The following is a 21,170-nucleotide window of genomic DNA, read 5'->3' on the forward strand; positions in this document are numbered from 1 at the left end:
TTTAGGCCTGATCGCCCTTGGCGGCCTCGGCGTCGGCCTGCGCGTTCTGCTCCTCGACCTGGCGGCGCACCTCGTTCATGTCGAGGTCCTTGACCTGCTTGATGAGGTCGTCCAGTGCGGCCGGCGGGAGGGCGCCCGCCTCGCGGAAGACCATGATGGAGTCGCGGAAAACCATGAGCGTCGGAATGGACTGGATCTGCAGCGCAGCTGCCAGCCCCTGGTTGGCCTCGGTGTCCAGCTTGGCGAAGGTCACGTCCGAGTGCTCCTCGGATTCCTTTTCAAATACCGGGGCAAAACGCTTGCAGGGGCCGCACCAGTCCGCCCAGGCATCGACAAGCACGATGCCCTCGCCCGAAACAGTCTCTTCGAAGGTGTCTTCCGTGACGTCGATCGTTGCCATTGTGGGTAAAACTCCTCTTGAGTCAGCGTTCATGTACTCGATCGCTTACAACGGTACCCAACAACGCCCTATTCCCTCGCGGGGAGGCCTCTTGTGAGATACCCCCTGGGGGTATAAAGTTCCCAGTAAAACCCCGACTACAAGGAGTCACACCATGGCCGTAGAGCACTACATCGTGGGAGGAATGACCTGCGAGCACTGCGAGATGTCCGTCACCGAAGAAGTCCTGGAAATCCCCGGCGTGGAACACGTTCACGCCGATCACACGACTGGCGATGTCGCCGTGGAGGGCTCCGGATTCACCGACGAGCAGGTCGCCGACGCTATCCACGAGGCGGGCTACACCCTGGAGGGCTAACCCGTGGCCGATACCGCTACCACCGCACACGTCGACCTCGGCGTGACCGGCATGACGTGCACGTCGTGTTCGTCGCGCGTCCAGCGCAAGCTGAACAAGCTCGACGGCGTTGAAGCGGCGGTCAACTTCGCCACCGAATCCGCCGCCGTGGACTACGACCCACACGCCGTGGACGTCCCGCGCCTCATCGAGGTGGTGCGCAACGCCGGGTACGACGCGTTCGATTTCCAGGACCAGGCCACGCAGCCCGGCGCGGAGACCGAGACGCCCGATGCCTGGGGCGCGCTGGATACCGCCCGCGCGGAGGAATCCCGCGACCTGCTGCGCCGCGTCGGCTGGTCGGCGGCGTTGTCCGTGCCGGTGATGATCCTGTCCATGGTCCCGGCGCTGCAGTTCACCCATTGGCAGTGGGCCTGCGCGCTTCTGACCACCCTGGTGTACGTGTTCGGCGGCGCGCCCTTCCACCGCGCGACGTGGACGAATCTTAAACACGGCTCGTTCACCATGGACACCCTGGTCACGCTGGGCACGACCGCGGCCTACTTCTGGTCGCTGGGCGCGCTCTTTTTCACCCCGGCCGGCGATCCCGGCGCGCACATGGTCATGTCCCTGTCCGCGCTGGGGCACACTGCGCACGGCACGCCCCACATTTACTTCGAAGCCGTCGGCATGGTCATCACCTTCATCTTGGTGGGGCGCTGGTGCGAGAACCGCGCGAAGGGCCAGTCCTCGGCCGCGCTGCGCGAATTGGTGTCCATGCGGCCACAACAAGCGTCGGTGCTCCGCAACGGTACGGAGGAGCGGATTCCTGCCAGCGAGCTGCGGCGTGGCGACGTTTTCGTGGTGCGCCCGGGCGAGAAGATTGCCACGGACGGCGTCGTGACCGCCGGGCATTCCGCGGTCGACGAGTCCCTCATCAGCGGCGAGGCCGTGCCCGTGGAGGTAAGCGAAGGAGCGGCCGTGACCGGCGCGACCATGAACACCACGGGCCGACTCGAGGTGCGGGCGACCCGGGTGGGCGCGGAGACGACCCTGGCGCAGATGGCGCAGCTGGTTGCCGATGCCCAGTCGAAACAGGCCCCCGTCCAACGCCTGGTGGACCGCGTGGCCCAGATCTTCGTGCCCGCCGTCGTGGCTATCGCCGCGGTGACTCTTTTCGCCCATCTCATTGCCGGCCACAGCGTGGGCACCGCTTTCATCGCGGCGGTGGCGGTACTCATCATCGCGTGCCCGTGCGCGATGGGGTTAGCCACCCCGACCGCCATCCTGGTCGGCACCGGCCGGGGCGCGCAGCTCGGGCTGCTCATCAGTGGCGCAGACGTGCTGGAATCGACTCGGACCGTGGACACGGTTGTTTTGGACAAGACCGGCACCATCACCGAGGGGGCGATGTCCGTCCACGCTGTGACAAGCGCCGAGTGTCTCCGGCTCGCGGCCGCGGTCGAGGCGGGTTCCGAGCACCCGATTGCGCGGGCGATTATCGATGCCACTGGCGGCGCCGTCACCCCCGCCACCGACGTCACCGCCGAGCCGGGCGTGGGGATTAGCGGCCAGGTAGACGGTCAAGTAGTGCGGGTGGGGCGCCCGCCCGCCGGAGAGGCGCTCCCGGCCGAGCTGCGCGCCGCTTACGACGCCGCCGAGGCGGCCGGCGGTACGGCCGTCGTGGTCGCCGTGGACGGAGCGGCGCGCGGGGTCATCGACGTTCGGGACCGCGTCAAAGCGTCGTCGCTCAAGGCCGTCGAGAGTCTGCGCGGGCTGGGGCTGGAGCCGCACCTTCTCACCGGGGACAACGAACGCGCGGCGCGGGCGGTGGCCGATGCCGTGGGCATCGACCGCGTGACCGCCGGAGTGCGGCCCGGGGATAAGGCGGCGGTCATCGAAAAGCTGCAGGCGGCCGGGCGCACGGTGGCGATGGTGGGCGACGGGGTCAACGACGCCCCGGCGCTCGCGCAGGCCGATTTAGGTGTGGCGATGAGTTCCGGCGCCGACGTCGCCATCGCCGCCGCCGACATCACGCTCATGGGCAACGACCTGCACCAAGCCGCCGATGCGGTGCGCCTGTCGCGGCGGACGCTGAAGATCATCAGGGGCAACCTGTGGTGGGCGTTTGCCTACAACGCGTTGCTCATCCCGGTCGCCGCGTGCGGTCTGCTCAACCCGCTGTTCGCCGGCTTGGCGATGGCGCTAAGTTCCGTTTTCGTGGTCACCAACTCGCTGCGGCTGCGCTCGTTCCAGCCCAACGCTTCCTAGCCCCGCGCTAGTGGCCGTCCTCCAGGGTGGTCACTAGCCGTGCGCCATGTTGACGAACTTGGAGTAGTGCAGCTGGTGGGCCACCTGCACCGTGTCGATCGGGCCGCCGCGGTGCTTGGCCAGGATGATGTCCGCCTCGCCGGCGCGCTCGTTGTCGCGGTCCTGCGAATCCGGGCGGTAGAGCAGCATGACCATGTCGGCGTCCTGCTCCAGGGAGCCCGACTCACGCAGATCCGCCAGCTGCGGCTTCTTGTCATTACGGGCCTCCGGGCCACGGTTGAGCTGCGAGATGGCGATGAGCGGCACCTCGAGCTCCTTGGCCAGAAGCTTCAGTGAGCGCGAGAACTCCGAGACCTCCTGCTGACGGGACTCAACCTTCTTGCCCGACGACATCAGCTGCAGGTAGTCGAGCACGATGAGGTCGAGCCCGTGCTGCTGCTTCAGGCGCCGGGCCTTGGCCCGGATTTCCATCAGCGTCAGGTTGGGCGAGTCGTCAATATAAAGCGGCGCGTCCTGGACCTTGTTGAGCGTGTCCGTGAGCTTCGCCCAGTCCTCGCTGGATACACGACCGCCGCGCATGTCCGCGAGTTTTACCTCGGCCTCCGCCGCGAGCAGACGGGTGACGATCTCCGAGGCGGACATCTCGAGCGAGAAGATGACCGAGGTCTTGCCGTGCTCCAGCGAGCAGGAGCGCATCATGTCCATGGCCAGGGTCGACTTACCCACGCCCGGACGGGCCGCGATGATGATCATCTGGCCCGCGTGCAGGCCATTGGTAAGGCGGTCTAGGTCGATAAAGCCGGTGGGCACGCCGGACTCAATGCCCTCTTCCTGCTGGAGGGCGGTGAGCTCATCGATGGTGTCCGACAGCAGATCGCCGAGCGCGTGGTAGTCCTCGGTCTGCTGCTTCTGCGCGACCGCGAAGACTTCTTGCTGGGCGCGATCCAGGACGTTTTCGATCTCGGCGTCCTCCGCGCCGTCGTAGCCGAGCTGGACGACGCGCGTTCCGGCATCGACAAGCCGGCGCAGCACCGATTTCTCCGCCACGATTTCCGCGTAGTACCGCGCGTTCGCCGCCGTGGGCACGGTCGCATACAGGGTGTGCAGGTACGGGCCACCGCCGGCGCGCTCCAGCTGGTTGTAGCGGTCCAGCCGCCCCGAGACGATGACCGGGTCGATCTCCTTGCCGGCGGAGTACAAATCCAGCATCGCCTGGAAGATGAGGGCGTGCGCCGGGTAGTAGAAGTCGTCGGCGTCGAGCTCTTCGATGACCTCGACCACGGTGTTCGGCGAGATCAGCATGGCGCCAAGCACGCCCTGCTCGGCTTCCCTATCCGCCGGCGGCTGCCGGTACTCACTAAACCGGCGCGGCGCCGAGTTCGACTTCCCCCGCGGGACGTAGTCCTCCTCCGGCGGTTGGGTGTCGTCCGGCCGTTCCGGCAACACGTAATCATCGTCAAAGCTGGCGTCCATACCCGATGTCATTACCGCTTTCTCCCTCGTTCATCGCAGCGCTGCAGTCATTACACCACTGACCTACGACACATCGCTCTTTTTCCCTATACCGCACCGGTTGCCGCGGGCACCAAATCCCGCCACGGAACCCCACCCCCGGTGGATAATTCGGCTACTTTACACACAGTTATCCACAACTATGGGCAAACCTGCAGGTTGGGAGAATGCGGGCCGCCACAGTCTGTGGACAACTATGTGGATTAAGCTAGACACCTGTGACCTGCGCGTTTAGAATCCCCAGCTCAGGCGGCGTTTCCAAAGTGTGCACAACTTGCGAGAACCCGCGTCACCTGCGGGGAATCGATCAACCTTTCCGCCGGCCTTCTACCCCCGCCCGGCCGCGGTTTATCCACAGGATCTGACAGTTATCCACACTCGGTGCCCAAAACGCACTAAAGGCCCCAGCCTTCCCACCTCACATGGGAGACACTGGAGCCTAAAAGTGTTGCTGTTGTCGTGTGGTCTAGTTAGTGACCGCCGTAGTGAGTGAGTTACTCAGCTACGACCGAGAAGTTCACCTTGCCGATGACATCCTTGTGGAGGTCCAGCTGAACTTGGTAGTTACCAGTCTTCTTGACCAGACCCTTCGGCACATTCACGATGCGCTTGTCCAGGTTCGGGCCGCCAGCCTTACGCACAGCATCGACGATGTCCGCCGCGGTGACGGAACCGAAGAGCTTGCCGGATTCCGCGGTGCGGACCGGAACGGTGACGTTGTTCAGCTGCTCGAGCTGGTTGCGGATTTCCTTCGCGTGCTCGAGGCCGCGGATCTCGCGAGCCTCCTGGGCACGGCGGATGCCTTCGATCTGCTTTTCAGCACCGCGGGTAGCAACGATGGCCATGTCGCGGGGAAGCAGGTAGTTACGTGCGTAGCCGTCCTTGACCTCAACGATCTCGCCAGGAGCGCCGAGGTTCTCAACGGCAGCGGTGAGGATCAGCTTCATGATCCCTGCCTTTCGTGAGTTTGTTTATCGGTGTCTAACAAACGACGCGCTGCTTAGAACGGAGGTTCATCATCTGCATCACTGAAGCCACCGGCCGGCGGCGCAGAGTTCCACGGATCGTCGGAAGGAGCGGACTGCTGATTCCCGCCGCCGTTTCCGAAGCCACCCTGGTTACCAGAGTTGGAGTTACCAAACCCACCCTGGTTGCTCTGGCCAGCGTTGCCGTTGCCGCCACCGGAGAAGTTGGAACCGGAACCGCCCTCACGCGGGTTCCGGCTCACCTTGGCGGTGGCGTACTTCAGCGACGGGCCCACCTCGTCGACGTCGATTTCGAAGACGGTGCGGTTTTCACCCTCCCGGGTCTGGAAAGAACGCTGCTTAAGCCGGCCATTGACGATGATCCGCATACCCTTCTGGAGCGATTCCGCAACGTTTTCGGCGGCGTTGCGCCAGACGTTGCAGGTCAAGAACATCGCTTCACCGTCGACCCACTGCTGCGACTGAGCGTCGAAGCGGCGCGGCGTAGACGCCACGCGGAAGTTAGCTACGGGCGCCCCAGAGGGGGTGAACCGCAGTTCGGGATCGGCAACGAGGTTGCCGGTGACGGTGATGGGAGTATCGCCCTGTGCCATGTTCGTGGACTCCTTCGCTTCAGGTGGATGCGTGACCTAGTGGTTGGGTAGATGAACCCAGTATCCGTTATTTAGCGTCGGTGCGCAGAACCTTGGTGCGGAGAACGTTGTCGTTCAGGTTCAGGCGGCGGTCGAGCTCCTGGACCGAGTCAGACTCGCACTCCAGGTTGACGACGACGTAAATGCCCTCTTCCTTCTTGTCGATCGGGTAAGCCAGACGGCGCTTGCCCCACACATCGACTTCTTCCACCTTGCCGCCGTCATTGCGGACGCCCTCGAGGAACTTATCCAGGGACGGGGCAACAGTGCGCTCATCCTGAGAAGGATCCAGAATGATCATTACTTCGTAGCGACGCACGGACCTCATCACCTCCTATGGTCTAGATTTACGTTTCGGCCACATCACCTTTGCGGATGTGGCAGGAGGGTTCGTTGCGTCAAGCAACCTGATCAGACTAGCGCAGGTGACAGGACAAAAGAAATCGTCTGCTACCCGCGTGCGGCGAAAAACACAGCGCCGATGACCGGGATGACCGTGAGGAAGACGAAGGCGGCGACCGCTAAGGCCGCGGGGACGCGTCGATCGCGCCCGCGCTGGAAGGAGTAGTACGCGGCGAGGACGCAGGCGATGGATGCGATCCCAATGAGTGTGATGACCATTGTGCGAAATCTCCCGCCATTACGTCGCGACCATGATGCGCTGCGTACACCTTATCCTGGCTACGGCTCAGCATCTGCCGGAGGACTAACACCGCAATCGCGACGAGGAAACCGTCACGCACCAGCACCGCAATGTCCAGAAACTCCTGCGGTAGGCCCTTGTTTTCCGCACCCAGCATGTGCCACATGAGGATGGGCCAGACGAGGGCATCGGCAAGCATCCAGCACAGCAACAACCGCCACCGCGGCAGGGCCAGCACGGCCGGGACCACCAGCCACAGCGAGTACTGCGGCGACCACACCTTGTTGAACAGCAAGAACGCCACGAGGATAAGCAAGACCAGCTCCGCCACGCGCGGCACACGACGCGCGGTCACGCCGAGCGCGAAGATACCGGCACAGCAGGCCAGGAAAGCGCCGAAGGAAAACGCGTTGACCGCCGTGATGGGCGGGTGGAGACCGAACGTGCGATCCAGCACGGCGTAAATGGTGGTCCACTCCCAGGAGCGTTCGCTGTTTAAGCGGAAGAACTCTCCCCACGCCTCCGGGTAAGCCCGCGCGATGGGCACGTTGACCACGAGCCACGCGCCAACAGCGCCGAGCAGCATCGTCATGAACGACCGGGTGGCGCGGGCCCGCACCGCGAGCACGAAGAAGGCGCCGAGGAGGAACACCGGCCACAGCTTGAAGGCCGCGCCCAGTCCGAAAAGAACGCCCGCCCATGCGTTGCGATGCCGCGCCGCCGCGTACAAGCCCGCCACGGCGAGGAAAATCGCGGGGATGTCCCAGTTAGTAAACGCGTGGACGATGACCAGGGGGCTCGCGGCGACCAGCAGGATGTCCCACACCCGCGCGCCGGCAAGCCGGCAAGCCAGCACGATGGTGCCCACCCACATGACGGACATACACAGGGCCGTGACCGCGAAGTACCACCCGGCCGCGGGCACGGTCGCCCACTCGACCAAGCCGTACGTCGCCCGGGATATGAACCCCATCAACCCCTGGAACAGGCCGGACAAGACCGGGTACTCCATGTAGCGCGTCGCGCCGCCATCCGTCCAGGAGTACGCGTACGGGAACCCGCCGGTGTCCATGCCGCGGCCCGAGTACAGCGGCACGATGTCGGAGTAGCACGCCGCGGCGTACTGGCGGTTGCCGTCCCAGTTGAGCGCTACCGAGCCGCCGTCTTTCCGCGTCCCGGTCAGGCACGCCGCCTTGGACAAGTACCCCAGGGCCACAAAGATGTAGGCCACGCACACGACAAACGGCAGCGGGCGGGCCAGCAGCGAGCGGTCCGTGCGCACGTGCCGGCCGCGCTCGCCGCCGAGAAAACGAACAAGACCGCGTGCCGCCGGCTCATTGCCTAGCGGTACGCGGTCTGTGCACTGTGGTGAAATCACCCGGCAGATCTTACGGCAGGAGGTCCTCGATGGCCTCCCGGGCATCGCCAATCGCGTCGTCGATGTCGGGCTGGCCGCCGCCTTGCTGGCCGCCACCGCCGCCGTGCTGGCCGCCACCGCCGCCGTTTTGTTGACCGCCGTTTTGCTGGCCGCCGCCACCCTGCGGCTGACGGTCCGGCTTCGGCTGCGGCGGTTGCTGCTGCTGGTCCTCCGGCTTCTGCTCCGGCGGCTTGTTCGCCCCGCCTTCGCTATCTTCCGGACGACCCGGCTGCTCCGGCGCCTGGTTGCCGGTGCCGGTCTGATCCTCCGGGTCCTCCTCGGTGGTCTCCTGCTCCGGCGCCGGGGCGATCGGGCCGGTGCCCAGACCAGAGCCGGTGCCCACGGTGCCGTAGCGGACCGGGTACGCGTCAGGGAAGGACTCGAAGTCCGCGTCCGCCAGGGAGGTGTCCAGGATCTGCTTCCAGATCTGGGTGGGCTCGCGGGAGCCGTACATGTTGCCGCCCGAGGCGCTGAAGATCGGGCCGGCGCCGTCGGCCGTGCCGACCCACACCGCGGTGGCCAGCTGCGGCGTCGCGCCGACCATCCACGCGTCCTTGTTCTGACCCGTGTCGCCCATCTGAGAGGTACCGGTCTTCGAGGCGGACTCGCGCCCACCAGCCAGCGCGCCATTGGAGTAGGCGGCGACCGGCTTCATGGCCTGGATGACATTGTCGGCCACCTGGGAGGACACGCGGCGCTCGGCGTCGTTCGGGTTCTCGTAAAGTACGTCGCCGTTCGCGGCCTCGACCTTCTCCACGAAGTGGGTCTCGTGCCAGGAGCCGCGGTCGGCCAGGGTGGCCATCGCGGTGGCCATGTCCATCGGACGCGACTGGTACTGGCCCAGCACGATGCCCTCGTACGGCGGCTTGCCGTTCTCGGTCAGCGTGTGCTCGATGCCCGGCACCGTCTCCGCCACGCCGAGGGCGTGGGCCATGTCCGCGGTGTCCTGCATCTTGTTGCGCAGGTCGTCCTGCAGACGCAGGAAGGACGTGTTGAGCGACTTCTTCGTCGCCTCCGCAATCGAGCAGGTGCCGCACGTGTTGCCGTCGGCGTTCTCCACGATCTGCGAGCCCGGCAGCTGGTACGGCGCCGAGGAGTACTGAGTGTCCAGGCCGATGCCCTGCTGCAGCGCGGCCGCCAGCGCCATGATCTTGAACGTGGAGCCGGTCTGCAGCGGCGCGTTGGCGTAGTCCCAGCCGGACGGGTCGTGGCCACCGAAGTAGCCGCGGACCGCGCCCGTCTTCGGGTCAATGGTCACCGCTGCCGAGCGCGCGTCCTCCTGCAGCGGGGCGAGGTTCTGATCCACGGCATCGATAGACGCCTGCTGGACGTTCATGTCGATGGTGGTCTTGATGTTCAACCCGCGGGTGGTCACATCCTCCTCAGTGAGGCCGATGCGCTCCAGCTCCTCCATCACGTGGGCCTTGATGTGGCCGTTCGCGCCGGTCGCTTCGACGTACGGCGAGTAGTCCTCCGGGTTCTGGGTGTCCGGGAACTTCATCCCGGCGCGCTGCTCCGGCGTGAGATCGCCCATCTCAACCAGGCCGTCGAGGACGTAATTCCAGCGGTCCTCGGAGGCCTGCCGGTCGTTTTCCGGGTCCAGGGCGCTCGGCGCCTGAATCATGCCGGCGAGCATCGCGCCTTCCTCCGGGGTGAGCTCCTCGGCCGGCTTGTCAAAGTAGGCCTTCGCCGCCGCCTGGATGCCATAGGCGTTGCGCCCGTAGTAGACGGTGTTGAGGTAGGCGTTGAGGATCTCTTCCTTGGACCACTCGTTGGTCATCTTCACCGAGTAGACCAGCTCACGCATCTTGCGGGAGTACGTGTGTGCGTTGCCCACCAGGGTGTTTTTCACGTACTGCTGGGTAATCGTCGAGCCGCCGCCGGCGGTGTCATTGCCGGTCAGCTGACCGATGGCCGCGCGTGCGAAGCCCGTGAAGGAAAAGCCGGAGTTGGTCCAGAACTCGCGGTCCTCCGCGGCGAGCGTGGCGTCTTCCACCTCGTCGGGGATTTTGTCCAGATCCACGTGCGAGCGGTTGCCCTCCGGCGGCACGATGCGCGCCAGCTGGGTCTCACCGTCGGATGCGTAGATGGTGGAAATCTGCTTGCTGGCCACCTCTTCCGGTTCGGGCACGTCGTAGCGCGCGTACGCGATGCCGAACATGATGAGCGGGATCGCGATGAGCGCCAGCAGCACGAGGCCGACGATCCACGGCCAACGCCGCTTCTTCCCGCCGTCCTTGTCCTTTTCGCGGCGGGTGGGAACCGCAGCGGCAGCGTCTTTCTTATTGTTCTCGGTCACCGATAAAACGCCTTTACTTCAATCTTGCTAGGAAGTTTTTCTCAATAGTCGCAGCCTACTTGGGTTGCGGGCGCGCTGGAAACGACACGCCCCTCACCCCGTCGGCCGATAGGCCGTCGCCGTGGTCAAAAGGTGGTTCCACCGACAGTGCGGGCACACCTCAACGAGATGGACGGTAAATTCCGGTACCTCGTCGAGGAACTCGGAGATCTCCGCCGTACTGCGCGCGCTGCCGGCCCGGCGTCCGAGCTGCTCGCCGTAGACCCAACGCGTTAGCCGCAGGGTCTCCTCGCAGACTGGGCACTGCCGCTGACTGTCCACGCCGTGGTGGCGCGCGGCGGCCCGCAGCAGGAAGTCGGCATCGCACAGCTCCTCGCGGCGTGCCAGCCCATCCCGCAGCTCACGGACGTGCTGGGCACGCTCCCACTCGTGAGAAACGACGTGCTTGTAGGCAAAGTCTTTGTAGCCTGTCACACGCGGCGATCCTAGGCCGGCGGGGGAAGAATTGACCACCCCCGCCACTCGCTCCGCTACTATTTTCTTCATTCAACAAACTATTTCCCGGAAGGAGCCGGCACCCCCAATGTCGCAAGACTCTAGCCAGCAGACCCCTGTCCCCCTCGAGGACGCGCTGGCCGTCGCCGAAAAGCTGCAGCCGGCCTTCAACAAGCTCACCGTCTTGTTCCAGCGCCTGTCCGAAGAATCCGCTCTGACTACCTCGCAGGTGTCCATCATGAACCAGCTGCGAGAGCACGGTCCGTCGCGCATCAGCACCATCGCCGCCGCGGAGCTTATCCGTATGCCCACCGCCTCAAACGCTCTCTACCAATTGGAGCAGCGTGGCCTTGTCCAGCGCACCCGCGACACCAAGGACCGCCGCGGCGTCCTCGTCGCCTTGACGGAGGAGGGCGAAAAGGAGCTGCACGCCGTCTCCCACGAACGCGCCCGCGCGCTAGCGGAGATCATGCGGTGGCTCGGCCCGGAGGGTCTGGAGGCGGCCACCCAGGTCGAGCACATCATCAACAAGCTGGCGGAGATCTACGAGCCAGAGAACGGTTCCGGGTTTGGTTCCCTGCCCCGACACCGGCGATAATGAATAGAAAATGTCTATCCCTGCCTCTCACCCCCATCATCGCCCTACTCCCCTCCTCGATTCCGAACGGGCGATTCGCGTCCTCATTGCGTGGAACCCTTCATCGACACGCGCGGACGCCATTGACTTCGCGGCCTGGCTAGGCCGCACCGCACGCATCACCGTGCGGGTTTTGAGTACCTTCGTCGAACCGTGGCCGGCGGCGTCACTGCACAAGCTGGGCGGGAAGTACGGCAAGTGGTTCACCAAGGAGGCCGACCGCTGCCGCAAGACCGTGGCCAAGGCGCTCACGGAGGCGGAAATTCCCGAAGACTACTGGGACGACGACTACTCCGTCCTCATCGACGGCCCCTCCAAGCCGCACCTACTGACCGACGCCGCCTCCGACTTCGGCGCCGACGTCATCCTGCTCGGCCCCAACCAGGCCGCCCCGAAGGGCCGTTTTCTGGCGGGCTCGACTGCCGATGCCCTGCTCCACTACTCCCCCGTGCCGCTGGGGCTGACCCCGCGCAAGCCGAAGCTGTCCAAGCACGGTGTGACCCGCGTGAACTTTGCCTTCACAGACAACCACGGCTCCAACGAGGACCCCGCCTTGGGTTCCGCCGCCGCGCTTGCCGATGCCTGGGGCGTGCCCCTCCGCATCGTCGCCTTCTCCCCGTCCGGTTTCATGGACACCCCGATGAACAGCAAGGTGGACGTCTCCGCCGAGTTCGCCCACCAGTGGCGCGAGCACTCCCTGGCGCTCCTCGACTGCGCGCGCGACAACGTCGTGGAAAACTTCCCCGACCTCACCGTGTCCACCGCCATCGGCTCCGGCTCGGGCTGGGGCGGCGCGGTTGACTCGCTGAAGTGGAAGAAGGGCGACCTCATGGTCTTAGGCTCCAACCCGCTCGGGCCGTTCGCGCGCGTGTTCATCGGCTCCACCGCCACCGAGCTCATTCCCCACATGGGGGTTCCGGTGCTCGTGCGGCCCGGGGAGAATAGGAAGGCATGAACCAGCACCCGGAAAACGATTTGACCGCCGACGCCGACTTTGCCAACCGGCGGCGCCCCGAGCCGCAGACGGTGGAAGAGCTCGCCGACTCCCCCGACCCGGTGAAGGTGGCGGCGGCCAACCGGGCATCGTCACGCCAAGCCTGGATCTACCTGGTAACCGTACTGGTCGGCTCCCTCGTCGTCGGGCTGGGAACCTTGTGCATCACCCGCGCTCTGGACGGGCCGCTGTGTGAGGCCGGCGAGGCCACCTGGCTGTGCACGAAGACGCAACTCTACGTCTGGGCCGTCGTCGCCGCACTCGTCCCGTTCGGTGGGCTTATTGGCTGCGGGGTCATCATGGTGAAAAAGATCAACGGCTACCTGCGCTGGCGGCCGTGGATGGGCGTGTTTTGGCTGCTGGTGCCGGTGGCCATGACCTGGGGCCTGGCCATCCTGCAGCAACTGGCCACCGCGTAACGGTCTACGGTGGGGCGGCATGTATGCCCTTACCTATACCGTCGACCAGATCCGCGCCGCCGAGGCCCCTCTCATTGAAGGCACCGAACGGCCCGACGAGCTCATGCAAAAGGCTGCGCACGCCGTGGCGGAGGTCGCCCGCAGCCTGTATGACCCCCGCGAAGTTCTCATTCTCGCGGGCCCGGGAGGCAACGGCGGCGACGCCCTCTATGCCGGCGCCGAGCTGGCTTTGGCGGGCATACGCGTGGCCGCCCACCTCACCGCCGGTAAGGCCCACGACCGGGCGCTGGCCGCTTTCACCAACGCGGGAGGCACGCTCCCCGACGACCTTCCGGAACCTGACCTCATCATCGACGGCATCACGGGCATCGGCGGTTCGGCGGGGCTGCGGGACAACCTGCGCGCCGTGGTCGGCTACACGCAGCGGAGTCAGGCCCGTGTGCTGAGTGTCGATGTCCCGTCCGGCGTCGCGGCAGATACCGGCGAGGCCGGCGAGCTGCACGTGACTGCCGACGCCACCCTCACCTTCGGCGGCTGGCGCCGCGCCCACGCGCTCGCGCCGGAGTGTGGGCTGCAGCTGCTGGCGGACATCTCAGAGCTTGGCGCCCGCCTTGTTGAGGGACTCCCGGTCCGGGCCGACGACGGTCCACCGTCCGTCCTGGCTAACCGGGCCGTGCTCCCCGCCGACCTCGAGCTCCCCGAGGGCATTGTGACCCTCCCGAAAGTCAGCGCGCGGTCGGTGGAGCCCTCGCCCACCGACGACAAGTACTCCGGCGGCGTCGTGGGCATCCGGGCAGGCAGCGGTCAGTACCCCGGCGCGGCGCTTTTGTCCGTGGCGGGCGCGGTCAACGCCACCCCGGCCATGGTGCGCTACGTCGGCCCGCAGGCGCTCGAGGTCGTGCGCCGCCACCCGGAAGTCGTCGTCACCGAAAAGTTGGAGGACGCCGGCCGCGTCCAAGCCTGGGTCTTCGGCCCCGGCGCGGGCACGGAGGACACCGCCGAGCTGGAGTGGATCCTGCGCCAGGACGTGCCGGTGCTTGTCGATGCCGACGGGCTCACCCTCCTCGCCCAGTCCCCCGACCTGCGCCGACTTCTCCGCGACCGTGAGAAAGAGACCGTGCTGACCCCGCACGACGGCGAGTTCGCTCGGCTGCAGGAGGCGGTGGGTGTTCCGCACGCAGACCGGTTGACGGAGACGATGGAGCTGGCGCGGGAACTCGGCGCCACCATCCTGCGCAAGGGCCGGTCCACCATCATAGTCTCGCGCGAAGCTTTCGTCGTCGATGCCGGTCACTCCTGGGCGGCGACGCCGGGCTCGGGCGACGTGTTGTCTGGGATTGCGGGCGCGCGGCTCGCGCTGCCGGGCTCTGAGGCCGCCCAGACTAGGGTCGAGGCAGTCTCCGTTCACGCGGTCGCGGCTAAGCGGGCCGCCCAGACCCCCTACGGCGACGCCCCCGCGCCGGCCAGCCGCATCGCCGAGTTCGTCCGCGAGGCGACCGCCCGTTAGGTCAGGCTCGCGGCGCAGCCCTCCCTCCCGCAGTGGGAGGTTTCTATGTGCTGGGCGCAGTCATCGCAAATCAGCACCTGTTGCCGGCAGGTGTCTTCGTTGATGCAGTTGCGGAAGGTATTCGTCGGCGTGCCGCAGTGCACGCAGTGGCCGAGCTGGATAAACCCGGGGTCTTCTACGCCCATGCCGAATTCGGTGTGCATGCGCTTGTCAAAGACGTAGAGCGAGCCTTCCCACAGGCCGTCGTTGCCGTATTTTTCGCCGTAGCGGACAATCCCGCCGTCAATCTGGTAGACCTCGTTGAACCCGCGGTTTTTCATCAGCGCGGACAACACCTCGCAGCGGATGCCTCCCGTGCAGTACGAGACCACCGGGCGATCCTTCATCCAGTCGTACTTGCCGGACTCCAACTCCGCGATGAAGTCGTGGGTGGTCTTTACGTCGGGCACCACGGCGTTTTTGAACTTGCCAATCTCCGCCTCCATGGCGTTGCGCCCGTCGAAGAAGACGACGTCATCGCCACGCTCGGCGACCAACTCGTTGACCTGTTCCGGTTTGAGGTGGGTGCCGCCGCCGACCACGCCGTCTTGGTCAACCTCCAGCTCGTCTGGGGCGCCGAAGGCCACGATCTCTTCGCGGTCTTTCACCGACAGGCGCGGGAAGTCGTCCGCGCTGCCCTCCGACCACTTGAACTCCATCTTTTTAAAGGCCGGGTACTCGCGCGTCTTTTTCACGTACCGCTTACACGCGTCGATGTCGCCGCCCACGGTGCCGTTGATGCCGTGCTTGGACACCAGGATGCGACCGGTGAGGCCCAGTGACTCGCACAGGTCACGCTGCCACAGCTTGATGGCCGTGGGATCGGAGAGCGGGGTGAAGCAGTAGTACAGGAGAATCTTGCCGACGCTCATGCGTTGTGACCCTACCGCTTAGCGTTTCTGGAACAGTCGGCGCTTGCGCGCAAAGACCGGGTCCGAGGTGACCAGCACGCCCAGGTTGCGGAAGATGCCCTCATCCACCGATCCCAGAATCGTCGTGGTGTGCGCGTCGCAGCCTTCCAGCTCCCGGATAACGTGGAGCGCGCGCCGCGCGTTGTCGTCCTTCGCCGCAGACACCGACAGGGCAATGAGCACCTCGTCGGTGTGCAGGCGCGGGTTCTGCGACCCTAGGTGCCGGGTTTTCAGCGTCTGGATCGGCTCGATGGATTCGGGGGAGAGGAGGTGGCGGTCATCGTCAATGCCGGCGAGGTGCTTGAGGGCATTGAGCAGCATCGCCGCCGAGCAGCCCAGAAGCGGCGAGGTGCGGCCGGTGATGATCGTCCCGTCGTGCAGCTGAATGGCGCAGCCGGGCTCGCCGGTCGCCTCGGCCTTGGCGCGGGCGGGGGCGACGACGGCGCGATCATCGACAGTAATGCCCGCCTTGGTCATCACCACGGCGGCACGGTCCGACTGGGTGCTGTCCCACCCGTGGCGCGCTTCTTCCACCAACGCCTTGAAGTAGCGGCGCACGATCTCCTGGCCGGCGGCCTGGCGGCACACGGCGTCATCGACAATGCAGTAGCCCACCATGTTCACGCCCATGTCGGTCGGGGAGGCATACGGCACCCCGCCCGTCACGCGCTCGAGCAGGGAGCGCAGCAGCGGGAACGCCTCGACGTCGCGGTTGTAATTCACCGCAGACTCGCCGTGCGCGGACAGGTGGAAGTGGTCGATGACGTTGGAATCGTTGAGATCCACCGTCGCCGCCTCGTAGGCGAGGTTGACCGGGTGCTCCAGCGGCAGGTTCCAGATGGGGAACGTCTCGAACTTGGCGTAGCTCGCGTTATTGCCGCGCTGGTGCTCGTGGTAAATCTGCGACAGCGCGGTCGCCAGCTTGCCTGACCCCGGCCCCGGGGCCGTGACCACGACCAAGTCGCGCTCGGTCTCCACGAAGTCGTTTTGCCCCAGACCTTCCTCAGAGACGATCCGGTCGATGTTCGTCGGGTAGCCGGGGATGATCCGGTGCCGGGCGACCGTGATCCCCAGCCGCTCCAGGCGCTCAATGAAGACCTCAGCCAGCTCGTCGCCGTCTTCCAGCTGGGTCATCACGACGTTTTTGACTAAGAAGCCGCGGTCCCGGAAGACATCGACAAGCCGCAGCACCTCATCCTCGTACAGCAGCCCCAGGTCCGCGCGCGTCTTCTGGCGCTGCACGTCCTTCGCGTTGATGCAGACGAGGATTTCCACGTCGTCGCGAATGCGCTCGAGCATCGCGATCTTGTTGTCGGGGGTAAACCCGGGCAGCACGCGGGAGGCGTGCATGTCGTCGAAGAGCTTGCCACCCATTTCCAGGTAGAGCTTGCCGCCCATCTCGCGGCGCCGGGCATTGATGTGCTCGGATTGGAGTTCGATGTATTTTTCCCGGTCAAAGCCGATTTTCCGCGTCATCAAACCTTCCCCACACGCGTGCGCCATAATGTACGCCCGTTGAGTTTACACGCCGGTATACCGTCTCAATACATGCCTGAAGGTCACGTTCTCCACCGTCTTGCGCACCGATTCAACGCCGAATTCCGCGGCCAGCCGCTCAGTGTGACCAGCCCGCAGGGAAGGTTTCCGGAAGCCGCGCTTGTCGATGCCACCGTGCTGGAGCAAGCAGATGCCATCGGCAAGCATTTGTTCCTGCACTTTTCCAACGGGCACATCATCCACATCCACCTGGGGCTCATCGGGCACTTCACGTTCGAGGACCTAGACAATTTCCGCGGGCAGATTCGCCTGCGGGTGGCCAATAGGGAGCAGGCGGCCAATCTGCGCGGGCCGCAGTGGTGCCGGCTTATCACTGACGATGACTACGCACGGGTCTGTGAGAAGGCCGGGGAGGACCCGCTGCGTGACGATGCCTCCCCGGACGCAGTCTTCGCCCGCGTAAGGCGTTCGCGGCGGACCATTGGCTCGCTGCTGATGGACCAGCAGCTTTATGCCGGGGTGGGAAATATTTACCGGGCGGAGACGCTGTTTCGGCAGGGCATTAGTCCGTTTCGGGCGGGGCGAGACTGCAGTCTGGGCGAGTTGCGCGCGGTCTGGGACGACCTGGTGGAGCTTATGCGCATCGGCGTTTCCCGCGGGCGGATCGATACGGTGCGCGACGAGCATTCCCCCGAGGCCATGGACCGGCCGCCGCGCAAGGACGACCACGGCGGGGAAGTCTACGTCTACCGCCGCGCCGGCGACCCCTGCTACGTGTGCGGCACGCCCATTGCGTCTGCCGTGGTGGAGGGGCGGAATCTGTTCTGGTGCCCAGACTGTCAGGGAGAATAATCGGTACACTGCGGCGGCATGAGCACTCCTGATAACCAGCCGTCCGGCGGCGGCAGCAATCTTCTCTGGTCCATCATCTCCATCGTGGCGACCCTGGCCGTGTCTTACTTCTTGTCTGGCTACCTGCAGACTCACTTCGACCTGCCGATGATCGTTCGGTGGATCATCATCATCGTGGCCGTTCTTATCGTCGGCGGTCTGGTGGGGCGTCTGCGGCGCTAGTCTGGGGCGCTATACCGCGTTTTGTGGTGTGGCGCTACTTGTCCGGCGTTGTGGCGCGGGAAAAGGGCGGTTTCTGTGGAATTCTCCTCGTGTGGCGGGGTTATCCACAGGCCTGAGGTGCGTGGGCTTGCCACCGGCTGGGGCGGGCCTTAGCTTCACAGGCGTGAATGACGCAGCAGACCTACTGTCCCGCCTGGCACGGCTCGGAATAGCCGTCGCCGAACTGGCCTACCGCCACGGCCTTTCCGCCTCCGCGGGTCTTGATGCTGCCACCACCCGGTCCTACACCGCGATAGGCCGCAGTCTGTTCGGCCCGTGCTCCGAACCGAAAGTACGCGCCCAGGTGTTGGAGCACGCCGCCGAGTTTCCGATTACGCGTTTGCAGGTGATCCACAAAGCCGCCCGCCAACTCCACCGCGACGCCAACATCACCCGCTGGCAACTATGGCTAGAACTCGCCCAACGCCACGAACTGACCATCGACCAGCTGCGCGAATACGCCCGCAACCGCGTGCGCGAACTCAACCGCAAAACCGGAACCACACCCGCACGCAGCCTCATCATCGGCCGCGACATCGACGCCACCGGCAGACGAACCGCCCTACTGAAACTACCGGCCGCCGAAATGGCACTACTAGAAAAGAAGATCCGCCGCATGACCGCCAAACGCGGTACCGTGCCAGAAGACATCGCCATGGGCAACGCCATCTGGACACTACTGAAAGGCACCGCACACACAAGCCGCGGCGAAGAAAAGACCCCGGAGCCGACGTTTCTGGTCAAAGCCGAAGACCTAGTCGGCAACGGCAACGGCGAACTCGTCGCCACCGACGGCACGATCATCGACACCCAGTCCTACCTAAATAGCCAGCTCGGCCGGTTCGGGTGGGCGATGATCTACGACCACAACGCCCAACCAGTCAACCTCCACCGCCTCGAACGCTTCGCCAACACCAAGCAGCGGATGATGCTGGCTATCGACCAAGGCGAATGTGCTTGGCCCGGCTGCCGCAGAAAAGCCATCTACGCCAAAGCCCACCACATCACCGCCTGGAAAAACGGCGGGAAAACCAACCTCAACAACCTCGTGGCACTGTGCGGGCCGCACAACGCCAGGAACGACGACAACCCCAACAGCCCGCCCAGAAACGGCCGGATAGGAAAAGACCCCGACGGCCACCCATGCTGGCACCCACCGGATGGTGGCCCACCGCAATACAACGATGGGATCCACACCCAAAAATCAGGAAGAGTGTGGGCGCAGCAGTCTTAACAGGCAGCGGTATCGGCTTCTACGCCGGTACCGCCAGGCGTGTTTGTCCGTCCGCGACTTCCACGACCTGGTCGGCGGCGTCTGCCTGTTCGCGGTCGTGAGTGACCATAACGGTGGCCACGTCCAGATCGCGGGTCAGGCGCTGCAAAAGCTCGACGATCTCCCGGGACAGCTCGCTGTCGAGGGCGGAGGTGGGTTCATCGGCAAGCAGCAAGCGCGGGTCGTTCATCAACGCCCGGGCAATGTTGACGCGCTGCCGCTGACCACCGGACAGCTGGTTCATACGGCGGTCACCGAACCCGTCCAGACCTACCAATCCAAGCAATTCATCAGCGCGGTCCTTTCGCATCCGCCGGCCGCGGATGTGATCCATGAGCAGCAGCTGCTCCCTGACCTTCAGTGAGGCGATGAGGTTCGGCTGTTGGAAGACAATGCCGATGTTTTCCCGCCGCACCCGCGACCGGGTTGCTTCGTCGCTGCCCAGCTCGATCCCGCCGACCTCGACGGTTCCGGAGCTGGGGACGATAAGCCCCGCTGCCACGGACAGGAGAGTGGATTTACCGGAGCCGGAGGCGCCGACAATGGCGGTCATCTCACCCGGCTGGGCGGTCAGGCGCGCGTGGTCTAGAGCGGTAACGGTGGTGGTGCCGTCGGGGAAGACGACGGAGACATCGTCAAGCAGTAAAGCGGTCATGTTAAGCGTTTCCTCCCAATGCGAGAAGCGGATCGGTCTGTGCGACGTGGCGGGTGGCCAGCCAGGCGCCGGCCATGCCGAGGGCCCAGATGCCCACAGCGGGCGCCACGACGGTGACAACGGACAGGTCGAAAGGCACGGTGCCGGCGGCCAGCGCGCCCAGACCCCAGCCGGCGAGCGCGCCCCCGAGCGCCCCGACGCCGACCACGATGGCGGCCTGGCCCAGCGCATCGCGGCGCAGGTAGCTTCCCGATGCCCCGAGCGCGCGCAAAATAGACAAGTCCCGGGTGCGCTGGATGGTCCACACCGTCAAAAAGGCGACGGTGACCAGCGCGGAGATGGCGTAAAGGAACCCCTGCATGGTCAGCAGCGAGCCTTGCTCAGACTTGTAGGCCTCCAGCCCATCGAAGGCCTTGGAGGTGGTGGCGGCAACGTCGCCGCGTTGGTCCGCCAGCGCGTCCCAGTCCGCGTCGCCGTTGGCCAGCATGACGGTGCCCACCGTCCCGTCGGGTGCGTGGGTCGCGGCCTGCCAGGTGGCGGTCGACGCCCAGACGAGTGGGGAGTGCGAGTACTCCAAGTCTGGGACTACGCCGACGACCTTTTGCTGGGTGCCGCCGAGTTCGACGGTGGAGCCGACATCGGCACCCGCGTCGTCGGCCACCGCCTGAGACACGACCAGACCTTGGTCTGGGACCGTCGCGTCGGAGTCGGGGATAGCGGTCTGGGCCGGCAGTCCGAAGACGCCGACACTCGTGGCCGTGTCTCCCTCCAGGCGCGTCTGACCCACGCCCAGGGGAGTGACGTCGACGTCGTTCCAGGACTGGAGGTCATCGGCAGTCACGGCAGATTCCGTAAACGACGGTTTTTCGGAGGTGAAGATGTACCGGTCCGGGCTGAGCGCCTCCAGACCGGAGGTGTTTTGCTTGCCCAGACCACCAGTCAGGCCGGACAGCATGACGAGCAACAACGTGATGAGCCCGACGACGCCGGTCATGAGCGCGAACCGGCCGCGGGCGTAGGCGATATCTCTCAGGCTTAGAAACATGTCTCTAATCCTGTTCGAGCAGGCCAGGTAAATAATCGGGTCGCTGGCTTATTTCCCAATCAACCGACTGGTTGATGCCGCCTCCACC

21 protein-coding genes are annotated in these 21,170 nt (G+C 65.3%); 9 read left to right on the forward strand and 12 right to left on the reverse strand.

The annotated features are described in order from the left end of the window. Window position 1: 1 nt before the first annotated feature. Window positions 2-433 (reverse strand): thioredoxin, encoded by a 432-nt coding sequence (gene trxA, locus CMASS_RS09965; protein WP_337955840.1) that lies wholly within the window; start codon window positions 431-433, stop codon window positions 2-4. Window positions 434-554: 121 nt separating this feature from the next. Here trxA and CMASS_RS09970 point away from each other — a divergent pair, with 121 nt between their 5' ends. Continuing rightward, complete coding sequence (locus CMASS_RS09970) at window positions 555-758, forward strand: heavy-metal-associated domain-containing protein (RefSeq protein ID WP_022863303.1); 204 nt, start codon at window positions 555-557, stop codon at window positions 756-758. A 51-nt stretch (window positions 759-809) separates the two neighbouring features. Continuing rightward, window positions 810-3,008: a heavy metal translocating P-type ATPase gene (locus CMASS_RS09975; RefSeq protein ID WP_033399633.1), complete on the forward strand. Its 2,199-nt coding sequence runs from the start codon at window positions 810-812 to the stop codon at window positions 3,006-3,008. A 33-nt stretch (window positions 3,009-3,041) separates the two neighbouring features. Here the strand turns inward: CMASS_RS09975 and dnaB are convergent, their stop codons facing one another. The 7 genes from dnaB to CMASS_RS10010 form a co-directional block, all read right to left on the reverse strand. Beyond that, window positions 3,042-4,493 (reverse strand): replicative DNA helicase, encoded by a 1,452-nt coding sequence (gene dnaB, locus CMASS_RS09980; protein ID WP_027018733.1) that lies wholly within the window; start codon window positions 4,491-4,493, stop codon window positions 3,042-3,044. Between the two features lie 521 nt (window positions 4,494-5,014). Then, the gene (gene rplI, locus CMASS_RS09985; protein WP_022863306.1) at window positions 5,015-5,467 is read right to left on the reverse strand and encodes a 50S ribosomal protein L9; all 453 of its coding nucleotides are present in this window, start codon (window positions 5,465-5,467) and stop codon (window positions 5,015-5,017) included. A gap of 53 nt (window positions 5,468-5,520) precedes the next feature. Then, the gene (locus CMASS_RS09990; protein WP_022863307.1) at window positions 5,521-6,099 is read right to left on the reverse strand and encodes a single-stranded DNA-binding protein; all 579 of its coding nucleotides are present in this window, start codon (window positions 6,097-6,099) and stop codon (window positions 5,521-5,523) included. Window positions 6,100-6,166: 67 nt separating this feature from the next. After that, window positions 6,167-6,457, reverse strand: coding sequence for a 30S ribosomal protein S6 (rpsF, locus tag CMASS_RS09995; RefSeq protein WP_022863308.1), 291 nt, complete (start codon window positions 6,455-6,457; stop codon window positions 6,167-6,169). Between the two features lie 202 nt (window positions 6,458-6,659). Then, window positions 6,660-8,204 (reverse strand): glycosyltransferase family 87 protein, encoded by a 1,545-nt coding sequence (locus CMASS_RS10000; protein ID WP_084684429.1) that lies wholly within the window; start codon window positions 8,202-8,204, stop codon window positions 6,660-6,662. Further along, window positions 8,170-10,497 carry a transglycosylase domain-containing protein gene (locus CMASS_RS10005; protein ID WP_022863310.1) on the reverse strand — a complete coding sequence of 776 codons (2,328 nt, stop codon included), beginning with the start codon at window positions 10,495-10,497 and terminating at the stop codon, window positions 8,170-8,172. The genes CMASS_RS10000 and CMASS_RS10005 overlap by 35 nt, the downstream gene beginning before the upstream one ends. Window positions 10,498-10,590: 93 nt before the next feature. Continuing rightward, complete coding sequence (locus CMASS_RS10010; RefSeq protein WP_022863311.1) at window positions 10,591-10,971, reverse strand: DUF5318 family protein; 381 nt, start codon at window positions 10,969-10,971, stop codon at window positions 10,591-10,593. 109 nt (window positions 10,972-11,080) lie between these two features. On the opposite strand from CMASS_RS10010, the gene CMASS_RS10015 reads away from it, so the two are divergent. The 4 genes from CMASS_RS10015 to CMASS_RS10030 are packed head-to-tail and all read left to right on the forward strand — an operon-like array spanning window position 11,081 to window position 14,549. Continuing rightward, a complete protein-coding gene (locus CMASS_RS10015; protein WP_022863312.1) occupies window positions 11,081-11,590 on the forward strand; it encodes a MarR family winged helix-turn-helix transcriptional regulator in 510 nt (169 codons plus the stop codon). Window positions 11,591-11,600: 10 nt separating this feature from the next. Beyond that, the gene (locus CMASS_RS10020) at window positions 11,601-12,584 is read left to right on the forward strand and encodes a universal stress protein (protein WP_022863313.1); all 984 of its coding nucleotides are present in this window, start codon (window positions 11,601-11,603) and stop codon (window positions 12,582-12,584) included. After that, window positions 12,581-13,042: a hypothetical protein gene (locus CMASS_RS10025; protein ID WP_022863314.1), complete on the forward strand. Its 462-nt coding sequence runs from the start codon at window positions 12,581-12,583 to the stop codon at window positions 13,040-13,042. Before CMASS_RS10020 ends, CMASS_RS10025 begins: the two co-directional genes overlap by 4 nt. Before the next feature lie 19 nt (window positions 13,043-13,061). Beyond that, window positions 13,062-14,549: a bifunctional ADP-dependent NAD(P)H-hydrate dehydratase/NAD(P)H-hydrate epimerase gene (locus CMASS_RS10030; protein ID WP_022863315.1), complete on the forward strand. Its 1,488-nt coding sequence runs from the start codon at window positions 13,062-13,064 to the stop codon at window positions 14,547-14,549. Here CMASS_RS10030 and trhO read toward each other — a convergent pair. Beyond that, the gene (gene trhO, locus CMASS_RS10035; RefSeq protein ID WP_022863316.1) at window positions 14,546-15,460 is read right to left on the reverse strand and encodes an oxygen-dependent tRNA uridine(34) hydroxylase TrhO; all 915 of its coding nucleotides are present in this window, start codon (window positions 15,458-15,460) and stop codon (window positions 14,546-14,548) included. The two genes, CMASS_RS10030 and trhO, sit on opposite strands and share 4 nt — an antisense overlap. A gap of 18 nt (window positions 15,461-15,478) precedes the next feature. Then, window positions 15,479-16,975, reverse strand: coding sequence for a DUF1846 domain-containing protein (locus CMASS_RS10040; RefSeq protein WP_022863317.1), 1,497 nt, complete (start codon window positions 16,973-16,975; stop codon window positions 15,479-15,481). Between the two features lie 72 nt (window positions 16,976-17,047). Between CMASS_RS10040 and CMASS_RS10045 the strand changes: the two genes are divergently transcribed. From CMASS_RS10045 to CMASS_RS10055, 3 genes are all read left to right on the forward strand, one after another. Then, the gene (locus CMASS_RS10045) at window positions 17,048-17,848 is read left to right on the forward strand and encodes an Fpg/Nei family DNA glycosylase (RefSeq protein ID WP_022863318.1); all 801 of its coding nucleotides are present in this window, start codon (window positions 17,048-17,050) and stop codon (window positions 17,846-17,848) included. Between the two features lie 18 nt (window positions 17,849-17,866). Further along, the gene (locus tag CMASS_RS10050) at window positions 17,867-18,070 is read left to right on the forward strand and encodes a hypothetical protein (protein ID WP_022863319.1); all 204 of its coding nucleotides are present in this window, start codon (window positions 17,867-17,869) and stop codon (window positions 18,068-18,070) included. 163 nt (window positions 18,071-18,233) lie between these two features. After that, window positions 18,234-19,343: an HNH endonuclease signature motif containing protein gene (locus CMASS_RS10055; protein WP_022863320.1), complete on the forward strand. Its 1,110-nt coding sequence runs from the start codon at window positions 18,234-18,236 to the stop codon at window positions 19,341-19,343. A 19-nt stretch (window positions 19,344-19,362) separates the two neighbouring features. Here CMASS_RS10055 and CMASS_RS10060 read toward each other — a convergent pair whose 3' ends face one another. Further along, window positions 19,363-20,037 (reverse strand): ABC transporter ATP-binding protein, encoded by a 675-nt coding sequence (locus tag CMASS_RS10060; protein ID WP_022863321.1) that lies wholly within the window; start codon window positions 20,035-20,037, stop codon window positions 19,363-19,365. A 1-nt stretch (window position 20,038) separates the two neighbouring features. Then, window positions 20,039-21,082 (reverse strand): ABC transporter permease, encoded by a 1,044-nt coding sequence (locus CMASS_RS10065; protein WP_022863322.1) that lies wholly within the window; start codon window positions 21,080-21,082, stop codon window positions 20,039-20,041. Between the last annotated feature and the right edge of the window lie 88 nt (window positions 21,083-21,170).

This window comes from Corynebacterium massiliense DSM 45435 (assembly GCF_028609805.1).
In the GTDB taxonomy this organism is placed as follows: Bacteria; Actinomycetota; Actinomycetes; order Mycobacteriales; family Mycobacteriaceae; genus Corynebacterium; species Corynebacterium massiliense.